Source organism: Pseudoalteromonas aurantia 208 (genome assembly GCF_014858725.1).
Classification (GTDB): Bacteria; Pseudomonadota; Gammaproteobacteria; order Enterobacterales; family Alteromonadaceae; genus Pseudoalteromonas; species Pseudoalteromonas aurantia.
Genome location: NZ_AQGV01000012.1, coordinates 1,828,068 through 1,846,394 on the forward strand (window position 1 = coordinate 1,828,068; position 18,327 = coordinate 1,846,394).

An 18,327-nucleotide genomic window follows, 5' to 3' on the forward strand; every position below is an offset into this window, starting at 1 on the left:
TTCAAGGGGGGAATTATATTTTTATAATGAATCAAAGCTGAAAAGTCTGTGTGGCCGTCTATTTTAGTTTAAATGAAAGTGTATTTGCGTGATTTTCACACCATACAAGTACTGAAACTGATCATAATTCTAGCCATAAATTTATACGTAATAGTAAAGGTTCTCATGCTTTAATGAAAGCATGAGAAGTCCACTTAATAGTGACCAGTAACTTACTTTTTACGTGCTATCACAATAAATAAACTCCCAATATGTTAAGCTGAGTTTAAAAGATAGGTGATAAATAAAAATAAGTAATGTGAGATGAATAGCATTGTCCAATCGCTGTTTTAAATACCTGACTAGTTAGTACCGCTTCTGTTTGCAGAGTGATGATGTAATATTGATGTAATGTTTTTTACAATCAACCTCCAATAACCTATTCACAACTTCTAACGACTGGCTGGAAGTTACATTTGCATTCTTTTGAATTTAAGTACGCGTAAATTCTTTAGTCTGTGTTCCTTCAAATTGTACTTGTTAATACATCATAGAAGTATTTAGCAAAAGACAATAACTAAGCTAACTTAAAAGGTTTTTACAATGACAGCTTTAAGAACAATGTGGCAAACTTCCTTACCAAAAACTGGTGATAATGTTATTAGCTCCGTTGTAGCGAATAGATACGTATATGCCGCGGGTCAAGGACGGGTATTTAAATTAACCATCGATGGCGGAACAATAGAAAATACAAATACATTACCTGACAGAGGTGATCACGCAGTGAACTTAGTATTGTCTGATGACGAGAAAACACTCTATGCAGGCACTGATGGGTATGCGATTGCGATTGAAACACTTACAATGGAAACCAAGTGGCAAACTTCTTTACCAAATACAGGTGATAATGAAGTCAACTTACTTCTAACTGATAAACTCCTTTTCTGTGGGTCTAGCGGTCATGTCTATCAATTAGATCATAATGGTAACACCCTAGGCCATAATCATTTACCAGACAGAGGTAATCATGAAGTTCAAATGTGCATAAATAAATCAGAAACAGTGCTTTATGTGGGTACTGATGGATATGAAATTGCCATTTCGATTTAATCTAGTTTCAAAGCGCCACCTAAATTCTAACAATGAATTCAGGTGGCAAATTTTCACTAAATAACAATATAACGGGCACGAATAAAATTATTAGCCCCTCTGCCTATGACACAATACATCACTTTAATAGCCCCCCATTAAATGTGCACACTTATGCTGCTTTGAGAAAAACAGAAACGAACCAATAATGGCATCCATTAAAAATAAAAATGGTCATGTCACTTGCTTCTGAATACTAAGTGATAAAGCGAAACGTGTAGCAAATAGTTTAATGCCGGTGTCTTGAGTACCGCTTCCGCTCTGTTTGAGCTGAAGGTTTTACACCTAGCGCAATGAAATGCGCTAGGTGTAAAAACAACACATCATTACGCTGCACAATTGTCTTTTGCTGGTGGTTGCAGCGCCATCAATACAGTTTGCCATAGCCCACTCAACCCCAATAAGTAATCTGGCTGCTGATATACAGGCTGTGTTTCACCTTGAACTGTGGCCGCTAATGTTGCAATCGCCGCGAGATTACACTGATCTCTGTGGCTCATCAGCTGCTGCTGACTCATAGGTGCAAGCTCGATGGGCATATAGGTTTTCCACGACTCAGCAGGTAAGGTCTGACTGGCAGGAAACCAGCTTAATGGGCCGGTGGTTTCACTGAGCGTCAAAGTACCATGAGGAAATAGCGCAGAGCACTGATGATTTAAAAATGTGGCGCTGCCATCATCTTCAACTGACGAAAAGTTTTGGCATAACACAGAGACGGTGAGGTTGTTGTTTTTGAGCATGACGGGCTGAAATGCCATCGGTTCGCCGCTGTATTTGATGATTTCTAGCCCTTCAAATCCACCGAGTGCACGCCCTAGTAGATCCAGCGCCGAATATAAGGTTCTTAAGTTAGCCCCCATAGCATAATGCATACAGCCAAAACCCTGTTGATATGCGGCAAGTATGGATTGTAAAAAGGCTTGTGGGGCATATAAATCAGCAAAGTGGCCATTGACGTGAAAATAAACTTGCTGCTGCTTGGCAAGTGCCAGCGCTTTTTGCACAAACGCTTGGTCAACTGGGTGCTCACATAATACTGAGACGCCTTTTTTTAATAAATACAATACAATTGCTTTTCCTGCATCGCCCGATACAGCAACGCAAGCAATATCAATATTGTCAGTCGGCACAGTGGTAACGTCAGTGTAATATGGTACCCCAATTTGCTTAGCAATTTGCTGAGAGTATTCACTTCCTTTTGATAGTACGCCTACACATGAGAAACTATCTTGCGGAAATTGACTTAATGCGCGAATGTAAGTGGAACCATAGTGGGTGCCACACACGAGTACTTTCATAATATAATCCTTTTTCTAAGCAATGGGATGTGGTTCTTTATTAACAGGCCGCCCTTGTAATAGCTTTCGTAGCCTTGGGTTATCTACCCGTTTAAATTGCTCACCAAAGTGAATAGGCTGCATATTGACACCGATGGCCCGCGCAACTCTAAACGGACTTAACGCCATATCTGGAGACGTGACATCCACAATAGCAACCTCTACTCCTGCTTCATCTAGGCGCTGCTTGAGTTGGGTGACTTGCGTGATCGCTTCGTAAGGCCAATCGTCCAGTGTTTTTGCTTCGCTTATAGGGCGACGCATAAACTCAAATGAAGCGAGTTGGCCCTTGCTAAAATAATAAGCCGCGTGATCTTCTAAACTTGTTACGTCACTAACATGACGCGGAATTTTATGCCCCGAACGCATAAGTTGACACAGGTAAGGCATCACATGTCCTTGTTCCAATAGCGCCTTGCGCATAGCAACCTTGATATCCCCATGGGTGGCGAGCGCAACAGATGCCGCAGGGGTGCGATAACCATCACCAAGGGCTAGGCATACCACCGTTGGTACATGTAACCCCACATCCAATAAATAGCATTCAAGTTCTACGCCGAGCTGAGTTAAGTCATCTATCATTACCCGCATTTTACCTTGGTTGAGCGACTCGTAGCAGAGACGTTCGCAAGGTAATTGTGCATACCAAGTGAGCATCATGGCATCACGCTCAATTAATTCATAACAAGCTCTGAGGGCTGCATCATCATTGTCTTGGCCCGCTGCTAACCCGTTTGAAGATACCTGACTAAACTGTTCTTTATAGGGGCAAGCAAAATTAAAATAGCTGACTAATGCAGGTACCCAAACCGGTTTATCGGTTGCTAACCAGCTACCACGACACCAATGTATTTTTTGCTTTCTATGCCATTTGTGAAATGGAAAATTAGGGGTACTGTATTGCTTATTAGAATATAAAACTAAGGTATCTGGATCGACATAATCACCGTGTAACTGGCCAATTGAGGCATATTTAAAATCACTTAGTTGGTATCGTGCCGCAGAGTAACGTTCCAGTGCCTCTCCTACCGCACTGATATTTGCAGAAATATGATCTAGCCCCTTACCAGAGCCAACTTGACCGGAAGCTCTTGGGTCAAACTCGCCTTCAGTAAACGACGATACCCCAGCTGAAGCCGTAATAGGATAATCGGGTAAGTGTGGTGCATGCCCTGTGAGCTGGCGTACAATACCTGTTACCGAATCTATCCAGCCTTCAAATAAAGATGTAAATTGATCAACATCTTGTAGTTGATTAAGAGGGTTGGCAGCTGATTTTTTATCACGATGCATTGATAATGCGTGGGTGGTGGCATTGCTGTGATCAAAGCCACACACTTCACACCAAGGAATAGGAATAATAGCATGTTTTTCTGATTGGTGCGTGACTAGGTTTTGTACAATAACATGGGACAGTAACGCACTTTCGGTATAACCCCAAAGGATTTTTAATGCCTCCATTGCAAGCTGTTGACCGGTGATGGCAGACATAGGTGTCAACATACTGCGGGCACGGCCATCACGATTTTTTTGATGGCTTTTTTCTAATTCATGTGCCAATTCTCCATGCTGCTCAGTACCTAGTTTTCTGAGCCTTAAGCAATTCCAGCATGAGCTCGAGGTGGTGTCACTTAAATTAACAACAGGACCTATCCAGCTTTCTAAGCCATTCAAGTGACCATAAATCGCTTTAATCGTGTATTGATGTACATATTCAGAGGCTTTATGTGACCAAAAATTAGCGTCTTTACCTAAAGTGATAATAGCTAAATCCCAGTCATTTGAAGGGCACCCTAAGTTATTATTGTCACAACTAAGCTCAGAGTGGCTGATCTGCATCCAAGGATTACGCTGTTGTAGTACGGCTTTAAACACCTGTGCTCTTGGTTTGCCAATATCTTCAGGCGTAAGAAAGCGATGACACGTTAAGTCATCACAGGTGATATTTTCTTTATCTAACAAATGAATATGGCCTACACCTGCTGTACCTAGCTCCTCTAACAATGTAACAGCCCAAGGTTCAAGGCCCACAACTAATACTCGACAAAGAGTGAGAGAATAGATTTGCTCTTGGCTATGTGGTATTTGGCCTGCTTGGTGCCACGGGCGTAAAAAGCGTGTTTGTACTAAACCTGGCGGCCTAAACTCTCGTTGCTCAGAAACTTCTTCTAGTAAACCATATTGGTTAAGCATTTGCAGCACGCTCTGAATACTCGCATCACCATATTCAGGTAAGTGTGTGCAGATTTCAACTTGAGTGAGCGCCCCGTCCAATAGCGGCAAGACTTTTTCAACAAAGTCTGAAGTATCTCGACCGTGAACTTGAAAGTCTCCCAAATCTGAACTTAATAACACACCGCTGCTATTGGGAATAATGCTCGCAGCTGGGGTTAATCTTAGTTTTTTCATAAATTAAACATCCAATTTCTAAGGACACTCCCTGAGTTCAGCCCAAGGAGTGTCACTAAACTGCGTGCTAACCGCCGGTACTACACGGTGTGCAAGTTACACACTGAAAACATTGCAAACACTGCGGGGCACATTGATAACATTGCACACACTGCGGGGCGCATTGGAAACACTGCGCACATTGCGTAGCGCATTGGAAACACTGCGCACACTGCGGGGCGCATTGATAACACTGCGCACATTGCGTAGCGCATTGGAAACACTGCGCACACTGCGGGGCGCATTGATAACACTGCGCACATTGCGTAGCGCATTGGAAACACTGCGCACACTGCGGGGCGCATTGATAACACTGCGCACATTGCGTAGCGCATTGGAAACACTGCGCACACTGCGGGGCGCATTGATAACACTGCGCACATTGCGTAGCGCATTGGAAACACTGCGCACACTGCGGGGCGCATTGATAACACTGCGCACATTGCGTAGCGCATTGGAAACACTGCGCACACTGCGGGGCGCATTGATAACACTGCGCACATTGCGTAGCGCATTGGAAACACTGCGCACACTGCGGGGCGCATTGATAACACTGCGCACATTGCGTAGCGCATTGGAAACACTGCGCACACTGCGGGGCGCATTGATAACACTGCGCACATTGCGTAGCGCATTGGAAACACTGCGCACACTGCGGGGCGCATTGATAACACTGCGCACATTGCGTAGCGCATTGGAAACACTGCGCACACTGCGGGGCGCATTGATAACACTGCGCACATTGCGTAGCGCATTGGAAACACTGCGCACACTGCGGGGCGCATTGATAACACTGCGCACATTGCGTAGCGCATTGGAAACACTGCGCACACTGCGGGGCGCATTGATAACACTGCGCACAGCAGTTCACAGCACAAGGAGAGCAGGTATCACATTGAGTAACAGGCTCGCATTGTTGGCAGAAATTCACGATACATGGATAGCAAGTCTCGCACTTAGTGATAGGTGCACACTGCTGGCATTGTAAATTTTGACCTGGCTGGCATGTCACACAGAACGTCACCACACATGGATAACAAGTGTCACACTGAGTGATCGGCTGGCATTGTTGACAGAAATTAACGACACATGGGTAGCAAGTGTCGCACTGAGTAATAGGCGCACATTGCTGACAGAGGGTAACAACACACGGGTAGCAAGTGTCGCATTTAGTGACTGGTGCACATTGCTGACATTGTAAGTTTTGACCTGGCTGGCATAGTGCACAGAAATTAACAATACAAGGGTAACAGGTGACACACTTAGCGACAGGCTCACATGTTACACACTTGTAATTTGCATCGCATTGCACGCAGGCAACACAAGGTGTTGGTGGGCCTAAAGGTTGATAGCTAGTACCAACCGGTGCGCATATAGCACACAATGTAGTGGTACATGGTGCACATAAAATTGTTGGTGTGATACAAGGAGTACAAGGTGTACAGTAATAACATACCGCACAATCTGCAATTCCTGGAGGGTTGCAGCGTGTTTCTAATGCTTTGACTTTAGAAGTGAGCTCTGTCACTTGTAATTGGAGTTCTTTAATTGCTTGTTCGCTCATGTTACTTTCCTTAAAGTTTATTTAATTGTCTTGTTTGGTATCGCATACCAAAAACAACTTGGTTTGCTGCTTGCCGAATGTATGTCACAAGTGGCAAACAAAATGTCTTGAACAGACATATTCAGCACAATGCAATAACGTGTTTATTGCACTTTAAATAGGGTATTAGCAGTAATGTGTGGAAACTTATAACGGGTGCGTTTGCCGGGGTCTTTGCCATTAATCAAACTGAAGTCCAAAGTAATATCTTGGGTGTACTGCAGCATATCTAGGCCATTAGACAGTCGTTCTAACCACAAAGTAGTTTTGAACCGAGGTACGTCTGCATGTGCTTTCATAAATGGTGTATTGGCAATATTGCCATCTGTTTCTGTATCAACATCTAGCACCGTGGTCTCGACCACACCTATGCCTTGTTGATAAAGGCTATCTAAAGCAACTTGCAGCACAATATTGGGGTTAACATTGGGGTTTTCAGGAATATCAACACCATATGGGACTTTAAAGCTGTTACCGCCAGCCGTTGGCAAGGCATTAGCAACAGGAATACTCGGTGCACCTCCAAAGCTGTCGTGATGACCAATAGCCAGAATAGAATTACCATGAGGAACTGAAACCTGTTTTACGATAGTTCGGTTCTGCTCTTGCTGAGGTAATGGGTCGGGGGTATCTGGGACCCATGGCGCTATGTTCAGAGTTCCTTGCCCTTGAGGCGCCGTCACCTGATGTAACCAACTCCCATTTTCAGCATGCACAAGCGCATCTTTTTGAGGGCCATCGGCAAAAAACACCCGCTGTGAGTAAAAAATAGTGTATGCATCTTGTTCATAATTACCTGCCCGATTAGCGACTTTTCCCTGAATGGCACTAAACGTCATGACTTCATAATAAGAGATATTTTTTAAGATAAACCCATTAGGAGCGTTGTCTTGCGGGATAGGCATGACATTAAACCCCCCGTATCGGGTACTGACCCAAGTACCGATTAAACCCGCTAATGGTCCGAGTTTTTCAAGAATGTCACATTTTTGATCGCCGCCACCGGCTGCAATCAGCGGAACATTAAAATCTGGGACAAAATGAGGTTGTTCTGGGTTTGTGGCTTTATCGGTGCAGTTATTAAGCGGTTGTGGAATACAGGTGGCGCAACGTAAAATGGCGTTGTGCTCACTTGCTGTAGAACATTGTTTATTGAGATCTTCAAATGCAGATTGAAGTTGCGCGACTTCAACTTGTAATTGCGCAATAGGATCTGGCTTGCTCATAGTTTACTTTCCTTGCTGTGCATAAATTAACGATTGATTAATTTTTCATCAGATTTTGAGTATATCAGCAAGGCTTTTTTAGGGTATTACACTCCATTACACAAAAAAATAGGCGTTTTTCACTGGCACACATATGCACCGCTATTACTGCCTGAGATAGATGTTACCTCTTAGTAATTACGATTTGCCTTCGCCATGAAAAACAAGCAATTTTAGATGAGGGTCGTCTTAGGTAATATCTTCAACGGCTCCGACCTCATTGGTTTTTTGAACCCATTGGTTTGCTGACCCCCTTGGTTTGGTATAGTGGCCCTAAACGATAAGCTGTATCGACTGATTTAGGCTGCGATGAGATCGCAATAAGAGACCCTCAACGATTTTAACTGCTAACCGACATAGCGTAGTTGAATAGATTTAAGAATTTCCATTACAAGTTAGCTGCTTAAAGGAAGCTAAAAATAATCGTTATGTTTACTTGATCGGGGAAGGTTCATATGTGTAATCCGTAACTACATATAAACCAAAAATATTTTCTTGGACCTCAATCATAAGCTCGTTACCTACTGCTTGAGAATTCCAAAATTTTTCACCAACGTTTAGATCTAACATACCGTATTCTGCTGGAGCAATAGCCAATATATAGCTAGTCGATTTTCCTCTGCTAATTCTTTTTTCGGTTATTTCAGTATTCAAGTACTCAGGCTCACCAACTAACATGTAAGAATTCGAGAACCCTATAACCGAGAGAAAAAAGAACATATACGTTGTTCTACGCTGGCTTCTAAAAAAATTCCTTTTATCTACAAAACTATCCCAAATTTCAGATGGATTACGCTTTTTTTGCAAGATAAGCCCTACGACTAAACCAAATAGAGCTGTTCCTAAGACTAATTCGAAACCGTAAAAAGTGCTGTTCACGGTTTCGATTGAAAACCAAAAACCTAATATTAAGGAAATAAACCACAGAAATTGAGACGTTTTATCAGTTTTCATAAGTACAGCTAACTATTTAGTATTTATGCGGCACGCTGTTTGTGCTGCATAATCGCTTGTTGGACTGAGTCGCTACCTGCTCGGTGTGTCAGAGTTGGTGTTATTTATGCTGCGGGAATTTGCTATTTGCTTTTAGTGGCGTAACTTTTCTTATGCCTATTTTCTTATGCCTATTTTATTAGCTTGCTTATCGCGCTTAAGCCATTCCTGCATTACTCAGTGCGTTTTATCTTGCCATTAGAGCTAATTTTCGCTGATTTATCAATGATATTATCACCCCGCACGCATTTTTCTAGCCCGAACACTTAAGCAGCTTAACGCGTTGATTTAATTCAGCAAGCTCTGCTGCTAACTCGTTCGTGCTAATTTCATGGTCTCTTCACTTGAATTAACCCTTTCGTTAAATCGTAAGACCCCGACTTTGCATACTTCAAAGAAATTTGTGCCTGCCCGAAGAAACAGTGACACCCACTTAAAAAATTAAAACCAATCAGCAGGCAATGTTCTACCTGAGATATCGCCTAGTTAGTAACATTGAATTAACTACATGTGCTATAAGCTCAAAGATAGGGATAATTGAACTCATGCCCAGCAACAAGGCACGCCTAACCCGCCAAACCATGGTGTGTTGGTTATATAGAAATTATCTTTGTGGTATAAACATTAGGCCAGTAACTTTTCACACTGCTTATAATTAGCGCGCCGTTTTATTTCTAGGCTCGCACAATAATTATCTAGCTTTTGAGGTCGCCCTACTGCGCCATGGAATACTTTGGTAAATTGTGTGGTGAGTTTTTTCCAGTTTTCTGGGGCTATGTTGAGCCTGTCTAAAATTGGGGAGTTGATTGGGTTGATAGCGCCACGTTTGTCTGTTCGCATACATCTGCCTGTTAACTCTACCAGTTCTAAGTATGACTTTAATTCAAAGGGTAAACCTTTAGGCATATGTTTTCTGGGGCTGCCTGCAAAACGTGCTAAGTGTTTAGGTTGTTTGCCTTCTTTGGCATGTTCACAGCGTGTTTTAACACTGCTATAGTCTGACGCTTCGGGTGTCTCAGCCATTTTGGCTCTGATTGGATTTAAATCAACATACGCCATACAAGCTGCCAATGCAGCTTCATCAAGTAAAGCTTGTGATTTAAAGCGCCCTTCCCAGAATCGACCCGTACAACCATCTTCTTTATTCGCTTTTCGGGCAATGCTTTCATTCAGTACCCGCATAAACCAACTGATACTCGCTAAACGCTCTCTAAATTGTTCAATGTCTTTATTTAAAAAGTATTGCTGCGCTGAGTCTAGCCGCTCACCCTGAAGGTACTTATGAGACAGTATGGTGCCTTTAAACAGCTTATGCCACCTGATGATAAGCGCTTTATCACTCAGCCTTTTAGCTTTTATATCATCTACACAATACAATGTGAGTATGGTTACTCATCACTGCATACGCACACACATCAATACAAAATACTTTAGCAAGTTCCAGTAATTTTGACTCTATCCAGCCTCTTCTATGTTCATACGACTGGCCTGTTGCCTTATCTTCACCACACAAATAAGCACGGCGAACACACCGTGAAATACAATGGTAGTATTTGGTGTCGGTTAAACTCACTTGTCTTTTGCGTGCTGTGGCCATTAGGAAAAGCGCCTATCTTTTAAGCTGAATTTAAAAGATAGGCAATGAATCCCGAATTCAAGTTCCAAGTGCACCACGTATAAAAACTAGATAAAAATAAGACACTTCTCAGTTTCTGCTAATGTAAATGTGCGACCAAACAAAAAACAGTGACACCCACTCAAAAAATTAAAACCAATCAGCAGGCAATGTTCTACCTGAGATATCGCCTAGTTAGTAACATTGAATTAACTACATGTGCTATAAGCTCAAAGATAGGGATAATTGAACTCATGCCCAGCAACAAGGCGCGTCTAACCCGCCAACCATGGTGCGTTGGTTATCTACAGATTACCTTGATAGCCTAAAAATTAAGCCAGTAGCTTTTCACATTGCTTATAATTAGCGCGCCGTTTTATTTCTAGGCTCGCACAATAATTATCTAGCTTTTGAGGTCGCCCTACTGCGCCATGGAATACTTTGGTAAATTGTGTGGTGAGTTTTAACCAGTTTTCTGAGGCAATGTTGAGCCTATCTAAAATTGGAGAGTTGATAGGGTTGATAGCGCCGCGCTTGTCTGTTCGCATACATCGGCCAGTTAATTCTACCAGTTCTAAGTAGGACTTTAATTCAAAAGGTAAACCTTTGGGCATGTGCTTTCTGGGGCTACCTGCAAAACGTGCCAATTGTTTAGGTTGCTTGCCTTCTTTGGCATGTTCACAGCGAGTTTTTACACTGGTGTAGTCTGAGGTTTCGGGTGTATCAGCCATTTTGGCTCTAACTGGGTTTAAATCAACATACGCCATACAGGCAGCCAGTGCCGCTTCATCAAGTAAGGCTTGTGATTTAAAACGGCCTTCCCAAAATCGACCCGTACAGTTATCTTCTTTATTCGCTTTTCGGGCAATGCTTTCATTCAGTACCCGCATAAACCAACTGATACTCGCTAAGCGTTCTCTAAATTGTTCAATGTCTTTATTTAAAAAATACTGTTGGGCTGAATCTAGTCGCTCACCTTGAAGGAACTTATGAGACAGTATGGTGCCTTTAAACAGCTTATGCCACCTGATCACAATCGTTTTATCACTCAGTCTTTTAGCTTTTATATCATCTACATACAGCACAGTATGCGTATGGTTGCTCATCACCGCATACGCACACACATCAATACAAAACACTTTGGCAAGTTCAAGTAGTTTATCTTCTATCCAGCCTCTTCTGTGCTCATACGATTGACCTGTTACCTTATCTTCACCACACAAATAAGCACGACGAACACACCGTGAAATACAATGGTAGTATTTGGTATCCGTTAAACTCACTTGTCTTTTTCGTGCTGTGGCCATGAGGGAATTGTCTATCTTTTAAGCTGAATCTAAAAGATAGATGATGAATGAAAAACAATCAATTTTGAATGGGTGTCAGTTTAAATTCCGTGATGAATGAAAAATCGTCAATTTTGGATGGGTGTCAGTTTAAATTTGTTACTTCACCCGCTAATCCCACCAGATAAATACTTTGTTATTTTTAACATCAGTTTCAGAGTTGAATTCTATACCTTGCGAGATAGCTTCTTGTTTGAATATTTCGAACAATGCTGCTTTTTGAGACTCAGAGCTAGGCATTGTTACGACAATGGCATCTGCGTATGGCCCGCCTTCTTTTTCTATTCTATCTTTATCTTTGTAAATTGAGTCACTAGAAATAACTACTTTAACTGCACCTAAATCGTATAGTTTATTTACAAAACTAATAGCGTCCTCTGTTCCTGCGAATCTGTTTCCTGCTAGGGCATGCTTGTTTTGATTTTCTTCAAGCCAAGTATTTGCTTCAGGTGAGCTTGATTTAAAAAAGAAAAAAGCAACAACGATAAATATTAAGATAATTACGACGATTTTTAACATGACCTTCCTTAGAGAGCTAACACCGGCAGCAGCGGACGGAGGTCCGTTACCTGCCCTTGTTATATTTCATTTTTAACTCTCTCCCACTCTCTTTTTAGAATGAGTTGAGATTGCGATATTGTAGACCTGTGAGCAGCCCAAAACCTAGCATCATTTTCAAGGGAACTGCCTGATGAAATTGCAGCCTCCATTTCTTTAATATGCTCAAGTAACTGCAAGTGATCCTCTTCGTTTAAGTTTAAGTACAAATTTAGTCTGCTGATAGCTTCTGTAATATGAAGATACTCACTGTCTGAGCGATCCTCGTAACCCGCAGCCCAATAATGAGCACATTTACCAGTGATATCAGCTAATAGAATTCTAAGTTCATTTATCCAAGATTGGCGGATAGGCGCTATGATTTGTTTATTAGCTACACGAAGATCGTGACGACTCTTTCTATTTGCAACAATCATCGATATCAGTGGGCCGAAAAATACCGCCAACGCCGCAACTGCCAACGAAAGAACCGGTATCAAAGGTGTTAGATCCTTGAGCATAACTCTCCTAAGAAATATAACGTCCGCTCATAATGCGCTTGTTATGTTTCAAATACACAAACCACAAAGTTAATTTGTCATGTGGTGATGAATAAACAGAACAGCCCATAACAATATTGCACTACCGATAAAGATGAATAAACCTTTAAGGCTAAAGCTACTAATTCTATGTTTGCAAACGGGACACACAAAATATGACTTGTTCATTGCCACTTTAACTTCTAGGGGCACAATATCCGCTTTGCATTTTTTACACTGAGCCATTTAAGTTTGCATACCCTGATTGAAACATAACTATTTAGTATTCATACGGCACGTTGTTTGTGCTGCATAATCGCTTGTTGGACTGAGCCGATACCTGCTCGGTGTGTCAGAGTTGGTGTCATTTATGCTGCGGGAATTTGCTATTTGCTTTTAGTGGCTTAACTTGTCTTATGCCTATTTTATCGGCTTACCTATCGCGCTTAAGCCATCCCTGCATTACTCAGTACATTTTATCTTGTCATTAGAGCTAATTTTGGCTGCTTTATCAATGATATTAGCACCCCGCACGCACTTTTCTAGCCCGAGCAATTAAGCAGATTAACGCGTTGATTTAATTCAGCAAGCTCTGCTGCTAGCTCGTTCGTGCTAATTTCATGGTCGCTTCACTTGAATTAACCCTTTCGTTAAATCGTAATACCCCTGTTTTGCATACTTCACAAAGCCAGTGTGGAGGTGGTGACGCGCTTCTGCCTTTTCTTCTTCACTTTACATAGATTGGGCCCTTGTCCCTTTATCAACTCCAATTTTCGCTTGCAACATGCATTGGCTAAAAAGCCATAGTGACGAATTCGCATAAACCCTTTGGGTAGCACATACTGTAAATAGCGCCGTAAGAACTCACTACAACTCAGTATCATGACCTTTTCACTGTGTTTATCGGCATAGTTTCGATATTTAAAGCACACGCTTTGTTTATTCACCAACACCAGTCTCGATTCTGACATCGCGTCCTTTCGGGTATACCGTGCTAGATAACTTACTAATTTAATAGAACACGCATCGTTAACTCCTTGCCAAAAATAAAATGGTCAGCCATTTGCTAAATGATATTGTGAAGCAAGACATTGAGTTACTGCTTAAGGTACTTCCCTACCACTACCCACAGCCTCTTATTCAAATCTCTTAGACTGTCATAATTCCATCATCAAAAAGTCATGTCTCATGTGCTTTAATTGTTGGTATAGACCAGATTGGAATTAGAAAAATGGACAAAAATTACTTATTACTCACACCCGGCCCGTTAACAACATCAGCGACAGTCAAACAAGCCATGCTTAAAGATTGGTGTACATGGGATGAAGAGTACAATGTGGGTATCGTACAAAAAATTCGCTCCGAATTGTGTCAACTTGCAAGTACCTCTGATCAATTTACAGCCACGTTAATGCAAGGCAGTGGTACGGCTTCTGTTGAAGCGGCACTGGGCACATTTATTAATAAAAACGCCACAGTATTAGTCATTAATAATGGCGCTTATGGCGCGCGTATTAAACAAATTGCGGAATATCTCACTATTAACCTAATCGCATTAGATTATTCAGAAACGCACTACCCAGACATATCACAAATTAAAAATACACTAGAAAATCACCCGCATATCACGCACATTGTGATGGTGCACTGCGAAACAACCACAGGCATGCTCAACCCCTTAGAAAAAGTGGCTGCACTTGCGAAAGAGTTCAACAAAGTGATGATATTAGATGCCATGAGTAGCTTTGGCGGCATACCCATTGATATGCAAAAATTGCATATTGATGTATTAATTAGCTCGTCGAATAAGTGTATTCAGGGCGTGCCTGGGTTTGGCTTTGTGATCAGTAAAAAATCACTCATCGCACAATGCAGGGGCAATGCGCGCTCACTCTCTCTGGATTTATTTGATCAATGGGAAACCATGGAAAAGCACAATGGTAAATGGCGCTTTACTTCTCCAACCCATGTCGTCAGAGCATTTGACCAAGCTTTAACTGAATTGCATGACGAGGGCGGTGTGGCGGCCAGACACAAGCGATATACCGCTAACCAATCATTATTGGTCAGTGGTATGAAAGAGCTGGGCTTTACGCCGCTTTTACCCAAGCAATTACACTCGCCCATTATCACCACTTTTTTATCCCCTGAGGCTGAACACTACGACTTTAAACGCTTTTATCTCACATTAAAATCGCTCGGTTATGTGATTTACCCAGGTAAGGTATCAGATTCAGATTGCTTTAGAATCGGCAATATCGGTGAAGTATACCAAAGTGATATTGAAGGCTTATTACAGGCAATCAGTGAAGCCAAAGATTGGTAAGCACAGCTCACTATCAGCTAACTGACTTTAAATAAGCAATCACGAATATGGGTGCCATTGGCTAGTTTCAGTACTCGCGAATGGCACCGTATTGTTCCGTTTAAGACTTATTTATCACAAAAATAAGTAGAGCTACTTGCCTTCAATGATCATTTCGATGGCATCGTGCAACCAAAACTCAATATTATAATCAACGAGTGCTTGGTGTTCATCATATCGCGCACGTTGTACTTTTAAACACGGGGCGCCACTGTTCTTTTCAAGTAACTCTGCGGCACGATCCGGTAACACCGTCACACTGATCTCACATTTTTCGTGAGATACATTCACTTGATAGCTGTGCTCCATTACTTGGGTTATAGAGCCATTGAGTGGCTGTTGCTCTAACCCCTCAAACCTATCTGCGAGGCAATATATCTCTTCAATCAATATTCCTCTGCCATCTAAATAGCGCGCACGAGTTAACTTATATACTGGTTTACTGTCAAAATAGTCATGCGAAACCTGATGCGTATTCGATGGGCTCTGAATTTCAATCACTTCAGTGGAGGGTACAAAACCTTGCTTTTGTGCTAACGCGTTGAAATTCACTTTTCGAGCTGGATGCCACTTTAATTTATCTGGCGTTACAAACCAACCGCGACGTTTTTGACTGAAGATAACCCCTTCCGATTCTAACCGCGCGAGTGCTTCACGGACTGTTATTCTCGTCGAATTGAATTGCTCTTGGAGCGCCCGTTCAGATGACAGCTTTGAACCTGCCTGTAAACGGCCTTCAGCCACCAAACTCTGAATATGATTTCTAATAACTTGATATAAAAGCATAGTTAAATTTTATCAAAAACTTTGCTAATAGCTTACTGCAATTTTATGACAAAAAAAGGCGTTATTCATAAAACAAAGCGCATGCTATCTATAATATGCACCGGCTCATCGTACTGATGCACTATTAATGCGCTAAAAAAGGGCTTTATTCATGATGTTGCTTTTAAATTTGGGTCTACTTTGGCTGCTGAGCCACTGAGTTTACTTAAGTGCACATCCCACAATTTTGGAAGATGGCCACGGTCTTCTGCATATTCTTTTCGCCTTATCGCATTTCGGACGACATACGCTCCGCATGTTCGCACCGGCTCTATTGGAAACTGTGACAGTGTCTGATTTACAAGTGCACAACGTTGCCACTTATCGTGTTTATTCAGCATTAAACTAGACAGTATTTTTCCGCCTAAATAACTTTGCACAACCCCATTACCAGAATAGCCACTACCATAAAATACATTAGTTTGACGTGGTAAATAGCCAAAAAAAGGCAGCCCAGTCACACTTCTATCGGAGGGACCTGTCCAACTTCGTTCTATTTCTAGGCCACTATTTTTAAAAAAGTGTTGCCAGTAGTGCTGCATAATATCCAGATACTGACTTGGCTGATCAAATCGTTTCGTCACCTTGTTAGCAAAACTAATGTAGTTTCCCCCTTTGCCGAGCATCAAACGCCCTGTTGAAGTGCTACGGTAATAATTCACGAAAATACGGTTATCTATAATGGGGGCACCATGCGCTAACGACATGCTGGCCAAACGCTCAGGGTCCGGTTTACTGATCACCATGTCACTTGACACTAGCACCACCGCACGCTTAAATTCGCTCATTAAGCTAGGTAGCCAAGCATTAACAGAAAACAAAAGTTTGTTTGCCCTAACAACGCCCCCTGAAGTGGTAATTTGAATTGTTTCGCCCGCTTGATAACCAAGGTACTGTGTATTTTCAAACACCTTTACACCTAGCTTTTTCGCAACACGTAATAAGCCTCTGACTAATTTAGCGGGTTGCACACTGCCTGCATTCGGTGAATAAATCGCAGATAAATTGGCTGGCGAACCGGTTTTTGCTAGGTTACTTTCGTCTACAGCCTGCCAAGCATTCAAGTGATGCGTGTCTAACAAAGATAAAATCGGTGCAAATCCGCTCTTTTGTGCTGCATTTGATGCCGTGTAATACGTGCCATCTATGCGACAATCACACGTAATACCATATTGTTCAGTAAATGCTTTAATATCATGTACGGCTTGCTCTGATGACTTAACTAAAAACGCCGCTTGTTCAATCTCCATGTGTTTAATTAAACTGGCAAATTTGGTTGACCAAGTTAGCATGGCGCCACCATTACGACCTGATGCCCCTTGTCCACATAAGTCTTTTTCAATGATCACAACATCCAGTTCAGGCTGTGATTGCTTTAAATTAATCGCAGTCCAAAGTCCGGTAAAACCGCCGCCAATGATACAGATATTGGTGTCTATATTTTGCCTCAGGGGCAAGGCTGAACGTATGTCAGCCTCGCTTATTGCTTCATCAAACCAAAAAGGAGTAAAGCGCATTAAGGGCGTTCTCCGCGTGCCAATCTTGCCTCAATCTCATTAAGTACCGGCACAATATCGGCAAGTGAATCAATAACAAAGTGCGCGCCTGCACTAGACAGTTGCTGATAAGCTTCGCGTGTCAATAAGGCTTGTTTATCTGCATCACAGGCTTGCCACTCTTGTTCGCTTAGTCCTATCGCATTGCCCGTAACAGCTATCCCTACTGTCCACATACCTGCGTTTAATCCTTCGGTGATACCATGCACAGAGTCATCCACTTTAACGCAATTTGCTACTTTAGAAATTCCAAGACGTTGCACGTTTTCTAGCGCCATCCAAGGGCCAGGCCGAGAGCCCGCCACGCATTCATCACTGGCCACCACACAATCAGGCTGATAGCCGTGCGCCTGTGCAGCAGGTACGAGCACATCCATTACAGGCTTTGGGTAGCCTGAGCAACTGCCTATTTTGACGTTATCTGCTTGTAGCTTATTAATTACCGCAAGTACCCCTTCTATTGGTGCTGCCCGTTCCGCTACTTTATCTTGCTGAAGCGGCATAAAGGTTTGGTAAATATGATCAACGTCTTGCTGAGATGGCAAACGACCAAATTGTTGTTGCCAGCGCTGTGCAATTGTTAGGGTATTCAAAAGTGTATTAATATGGTCCCATTTACCTAAACCCATTGGCGCACGCGCTTCTTCAAGACTAATGTCAAAATCAAAGCCCTTTTTAAACGCTTCCACAAAAATACGCGTCGGTGCGATTGATCCATAGTCAACCACAGTGCCAGCCCAATCTAAAATGAGCGCTTCAATATTTTTCAT

Annotated in this window: 14 protein-coding genes and 2 pseudogenes; 3 read left to right on the plus strand and 13 right to left on the minus strand. The window is 42.3% G+C overall.

The window, feature by feature from the left end:
• Positions 1-582 precede the first annotated feature (582 nt).
• Positions 583-1,089, plus strand: coding sequence for a PQQ-binding-like beta-propeller repeat protein (locus PAUR_RS11680; protein ID WP_192507917.1), 507 nt, complete (start codon positions 583-585; stop codon positions 1,087-1,089).
• A gap of 365 nt (positions 1,090-1,454) precedes the next feature.
• Here PAUR_RS11680 and PAUR_RS11685 read toward each other — a convergent pair whose 3' ends face one another.
• The 3 genes from PAUR_RS11685 to PAUR_RS11695 form a co-directional block, all read right to left on the minus strand.
• Positions 1,455-2,426, minus strand: a complete 972-nt coding sequence (locus PAUR_RS11685; protein ID WP_192507918.1) for a Gfo/Idh/MocA family oxidoreductase — start codon at positions 2,424-2,426, stop codon at positions 1,455-1,457.
• 15 nt (positions 2,427-2,441) lie between these two features.
• A complete protein-coding gene (locus tag PAUR_RS11690) occupies positions 2,442-4,874 on the minus strand; it encodes a TOMM precursor leader peptide-binding protein (protein WP_192507919.1) in 2,433 nt (810 codons plus the stop codon).
• A gap of 96 nt (positions 4,875-4,970) precedes the next feature.
• Positions 4,971-5,774, minus strand: coding sequence for a hypothetical protein (locus tag PAUR_RS11695; protein ID WP_192507920.1), 804 nt, complete (start codon positions 5,772-5,774; stop codon positions 4,971-4,973).
• 130 nt (positions 5,775-5,904) lie between these two features.
• Here PAUR_RS11695 and PAUR_RS11700 point away from each other — a divergent pair, with 130 nt between their 5' ends.
• Positions 5,905-6,114, plus strand: a complete 210-nt coding sequence (locus tag PAUR_RS11700; RefSeq protein ID WP_192507921.1) for a hypothetical protein — start codon at positions 5,905-5,907, stop codon at positions 6,112-6,114.
• Positions 6,115-6,620: 506 nt separating this feature from the next.
• Here the strand turns inward: PAUR_RS11700 and PAUR_RS11705 are convergent.
• The 7 genes and pseudogenes from PAUR_RS11705 to PAUR_RS11735 form a co-directional block, all read right to left on the minus strand.
• Positions 6,621-7,742 carry a heme-binding protein gene (locus tag PAUR_RS11705; RefSeq protein WP_192507922.1) on the minus strand — a complete coding sequence of 374 codons (1,122 nt, stop codon included), beginning with the start codon at positions 7,740-7,742 and terminating at the stop codon, positions 6,621-6,623.
• A gap of 471 nt (positions 7,743-8,213) precedes the next feature.
• The gene (locus tag PAUR_RS11710) at positions 8,214-8,735 is read right to left on the minus strand and encodes a hypothetical protein (protein ID WP_192507923.1); all 522 of its coding nucleotides are present in this window, start codon (positions 8,733-8,735) and stop codon (positions 8,214-8,216) included.
• Positions 8,736-9,398: 663 nt separating this feature from the next.
• Positions 9,399-10,371 (minus strand): annotated as a pseudogene (locus tag PAUR_RS11715) (transposase).
• 350 nt (positions 10,372-10,721) lie between these two features.
• Positions 10,722-11,696, minus strand: a complete 975-nt coding sequence (locus PAUR_RS11720; protein WP_192507924.1) for a transposase — start codon at positions 11,694-11,696, stop codon at positions 10,722-10,724.
• A 150-nt stretch (positions 11,697-11,846) separates the two neighbouring features.
• Positions 11,847-12,254, minus strand: a complete 408-nt coding sequence (locus PAUR_RS11725; protein ID WP_192507925.1) for a hypothetical protein — start codon at positions 12,252-12,254, stop codon at positions 11,847-11,849.
• Between the two features lie 59 nt (positions 12,255-12,313).
• The gene (locus tag PAUR_RS11730) at positions 12,314-12,793 is read right to left on the minus strand and encodes a hypothetical protein (protein ID WP_192507926.1); all 480 of its coding nucleotides are present in this window, start codon (positions 12,791-12,793) and stop codon (positions 12,314-12,316) included.
• A 616-nt stretch (positions 12,794-13,409) separates the two neighbouring features.
• Positions 13,410-13,854, minus strand: a pseudogene (locus tag PAUR_RS11735) (transposase); the annotation flags it as partial.
• A 188-nt stretch (positions 13,855-14,042) separates the two neighbouring features.
• Between PAUR_RS11735 and phnW the strand changes: the two are divergent.
• On the plus strand, positions 14,043-15,137 hold the full coding sequence (gene phnW / locus PAUR_RS11740; RefSeq protein WP_192507927.1) for a 2-aminoethylphosphonate--pyruvate transaminase: 1,095 nt from the start codon (positions 14,043-14,045) through the stop codon (positions 15,135-15,137).
• Between the two features lie 132 nt (positions 15,138-15,269).
• Here the strand turns inward: phnW and PAUR_RS11745 are convergent, their stop codons facing one another.
• From PAUR_RS11745 to phnX, 3 genes are all read right to left on the minus strand, one after another.
• A complete protein-coding gene (locus tag PAUR_RS11745; RefSeq protein WP_192507928.1) occupies positions 15,270-15,962 on the minus strand; it encodes a UTRA domain-containing protein in 693 nt (230 codons plus the stop codon).
• A gap of 149 nt (positions 15,963-16,111) precedes the next feature.
• Entirely contained in the window at positions 16,112-17,518 is a 1,407-nt protein-coding gene (locus tag PAUR_RS11750) for an FAD-dependent oxidoreductase (RefSeq protein ID WP_192507929.1), read from the minus strand.
• Positions 17,518-18,327 (minus strand): phosphonoacetaldehyde hydrolase, encoded by an 810-nt coding sequence (phnX, locus tag PAUR_RS11755; RefSeq protein ID WP_192507930.1) that lies wholly within the window; start codon positions 18,325-18,327, stop codon positions 17,518-17,520. Before phnX ends, PAUR_RS11750 begins: the two co-directional genes overlap by 1 nt.

What these genes read in the sequence shown, in the direction of transcription:
- PAUR_RS11680 (WP_192507917.1), top strand. Translation starts at nt 583, where the DNA reads ATGACAGCTTTAAGAACAATGTGGCAAACTTCCTTACCAAAAACTGGT.
- PAUR_RS11685 (WP_192507918.1), bottom strand. Translation starts at nt 2,426, where the DNA reads ATGAAAGTACTCGTGTGTGGCACCCACTATGGTTCCACTTACATTCGC.
- PAUR_RS11690 (WP_192507919.1), bottom strand. Translation starts at nt 4,874, where the DNA reads ATGAAAAAACTAAGATTAACCCCAGCTGCGAGCATTATTCCCAATAGC.
- PAUR_RS11705 (WP_192507922.1), bottom strand. Translation starts at nt 7,742, where the DNA reads ATGAGCAAGCCAGATCCTATTGCGCAATTACAAGTTGAAGTCGCGCAA.
- PAUR_RS11710 (WP_192507923.1), bottom strand. Translation starts at nt 8,735, where the DNA reads ATGAAAACTGATAAAACGTCTCAATTTCTGTGGTTTATTTCCTTAATA.
- PAUR_RS11720 (WP_192507924.1), bottom strand. Translation starts at nt 11,696, where the DNA reads ATGGCCACAGCACGAAAAAGACAAGTGAGTTTAACGGATACCAAATAC.
- PAUR_RS11725 (WP_192507925.1), bottom strand. Translation starts at nt 12,254, where the DNA reads ATGTTAAAAATCGTCGTAATTATCTTAATATTTATCGTTGTTGCTTTT.
- PAUR_RS11730 (WP_192507926.1), bottom strand. Translation starts at nt 12,793, where the DNA reads ATGCTCAAGGATCTAACACCTTTGATACCGGTTCTTTCGTTGGCAGTT.
- phnW (WP_192507927.1), top strand. Translation starts at nt 14,043, where the DNA reads ATGGACAAAAATTACTTATTACTCACACCCGGCCCGTTAACAACATCA.
- PAUR_RS11745 (WP_192507928.1), bottom strand. Translation starts at nt 15,962, where the DNA reads ATGCTTTTATATCAAGTTATTAGAAATCATATTCAGAGTTTGGTGGCT.
- PAUR_RS11750 (WP_192507929.1), bottom strand. Translation starts at nt 17,518, where the DNA reads ATGCGCTTTACTCCTTTTTGGTTTGATGAAGCAATAAGCGAGGCTGAC.
- phnX (WP_192507930.1), bottom strand. Translation starts at nt 18,327, where the DNA reads ATGAAAAATATTGAAGCGCTCATTTTAGATTGGGCTGGCACTGTGGTT.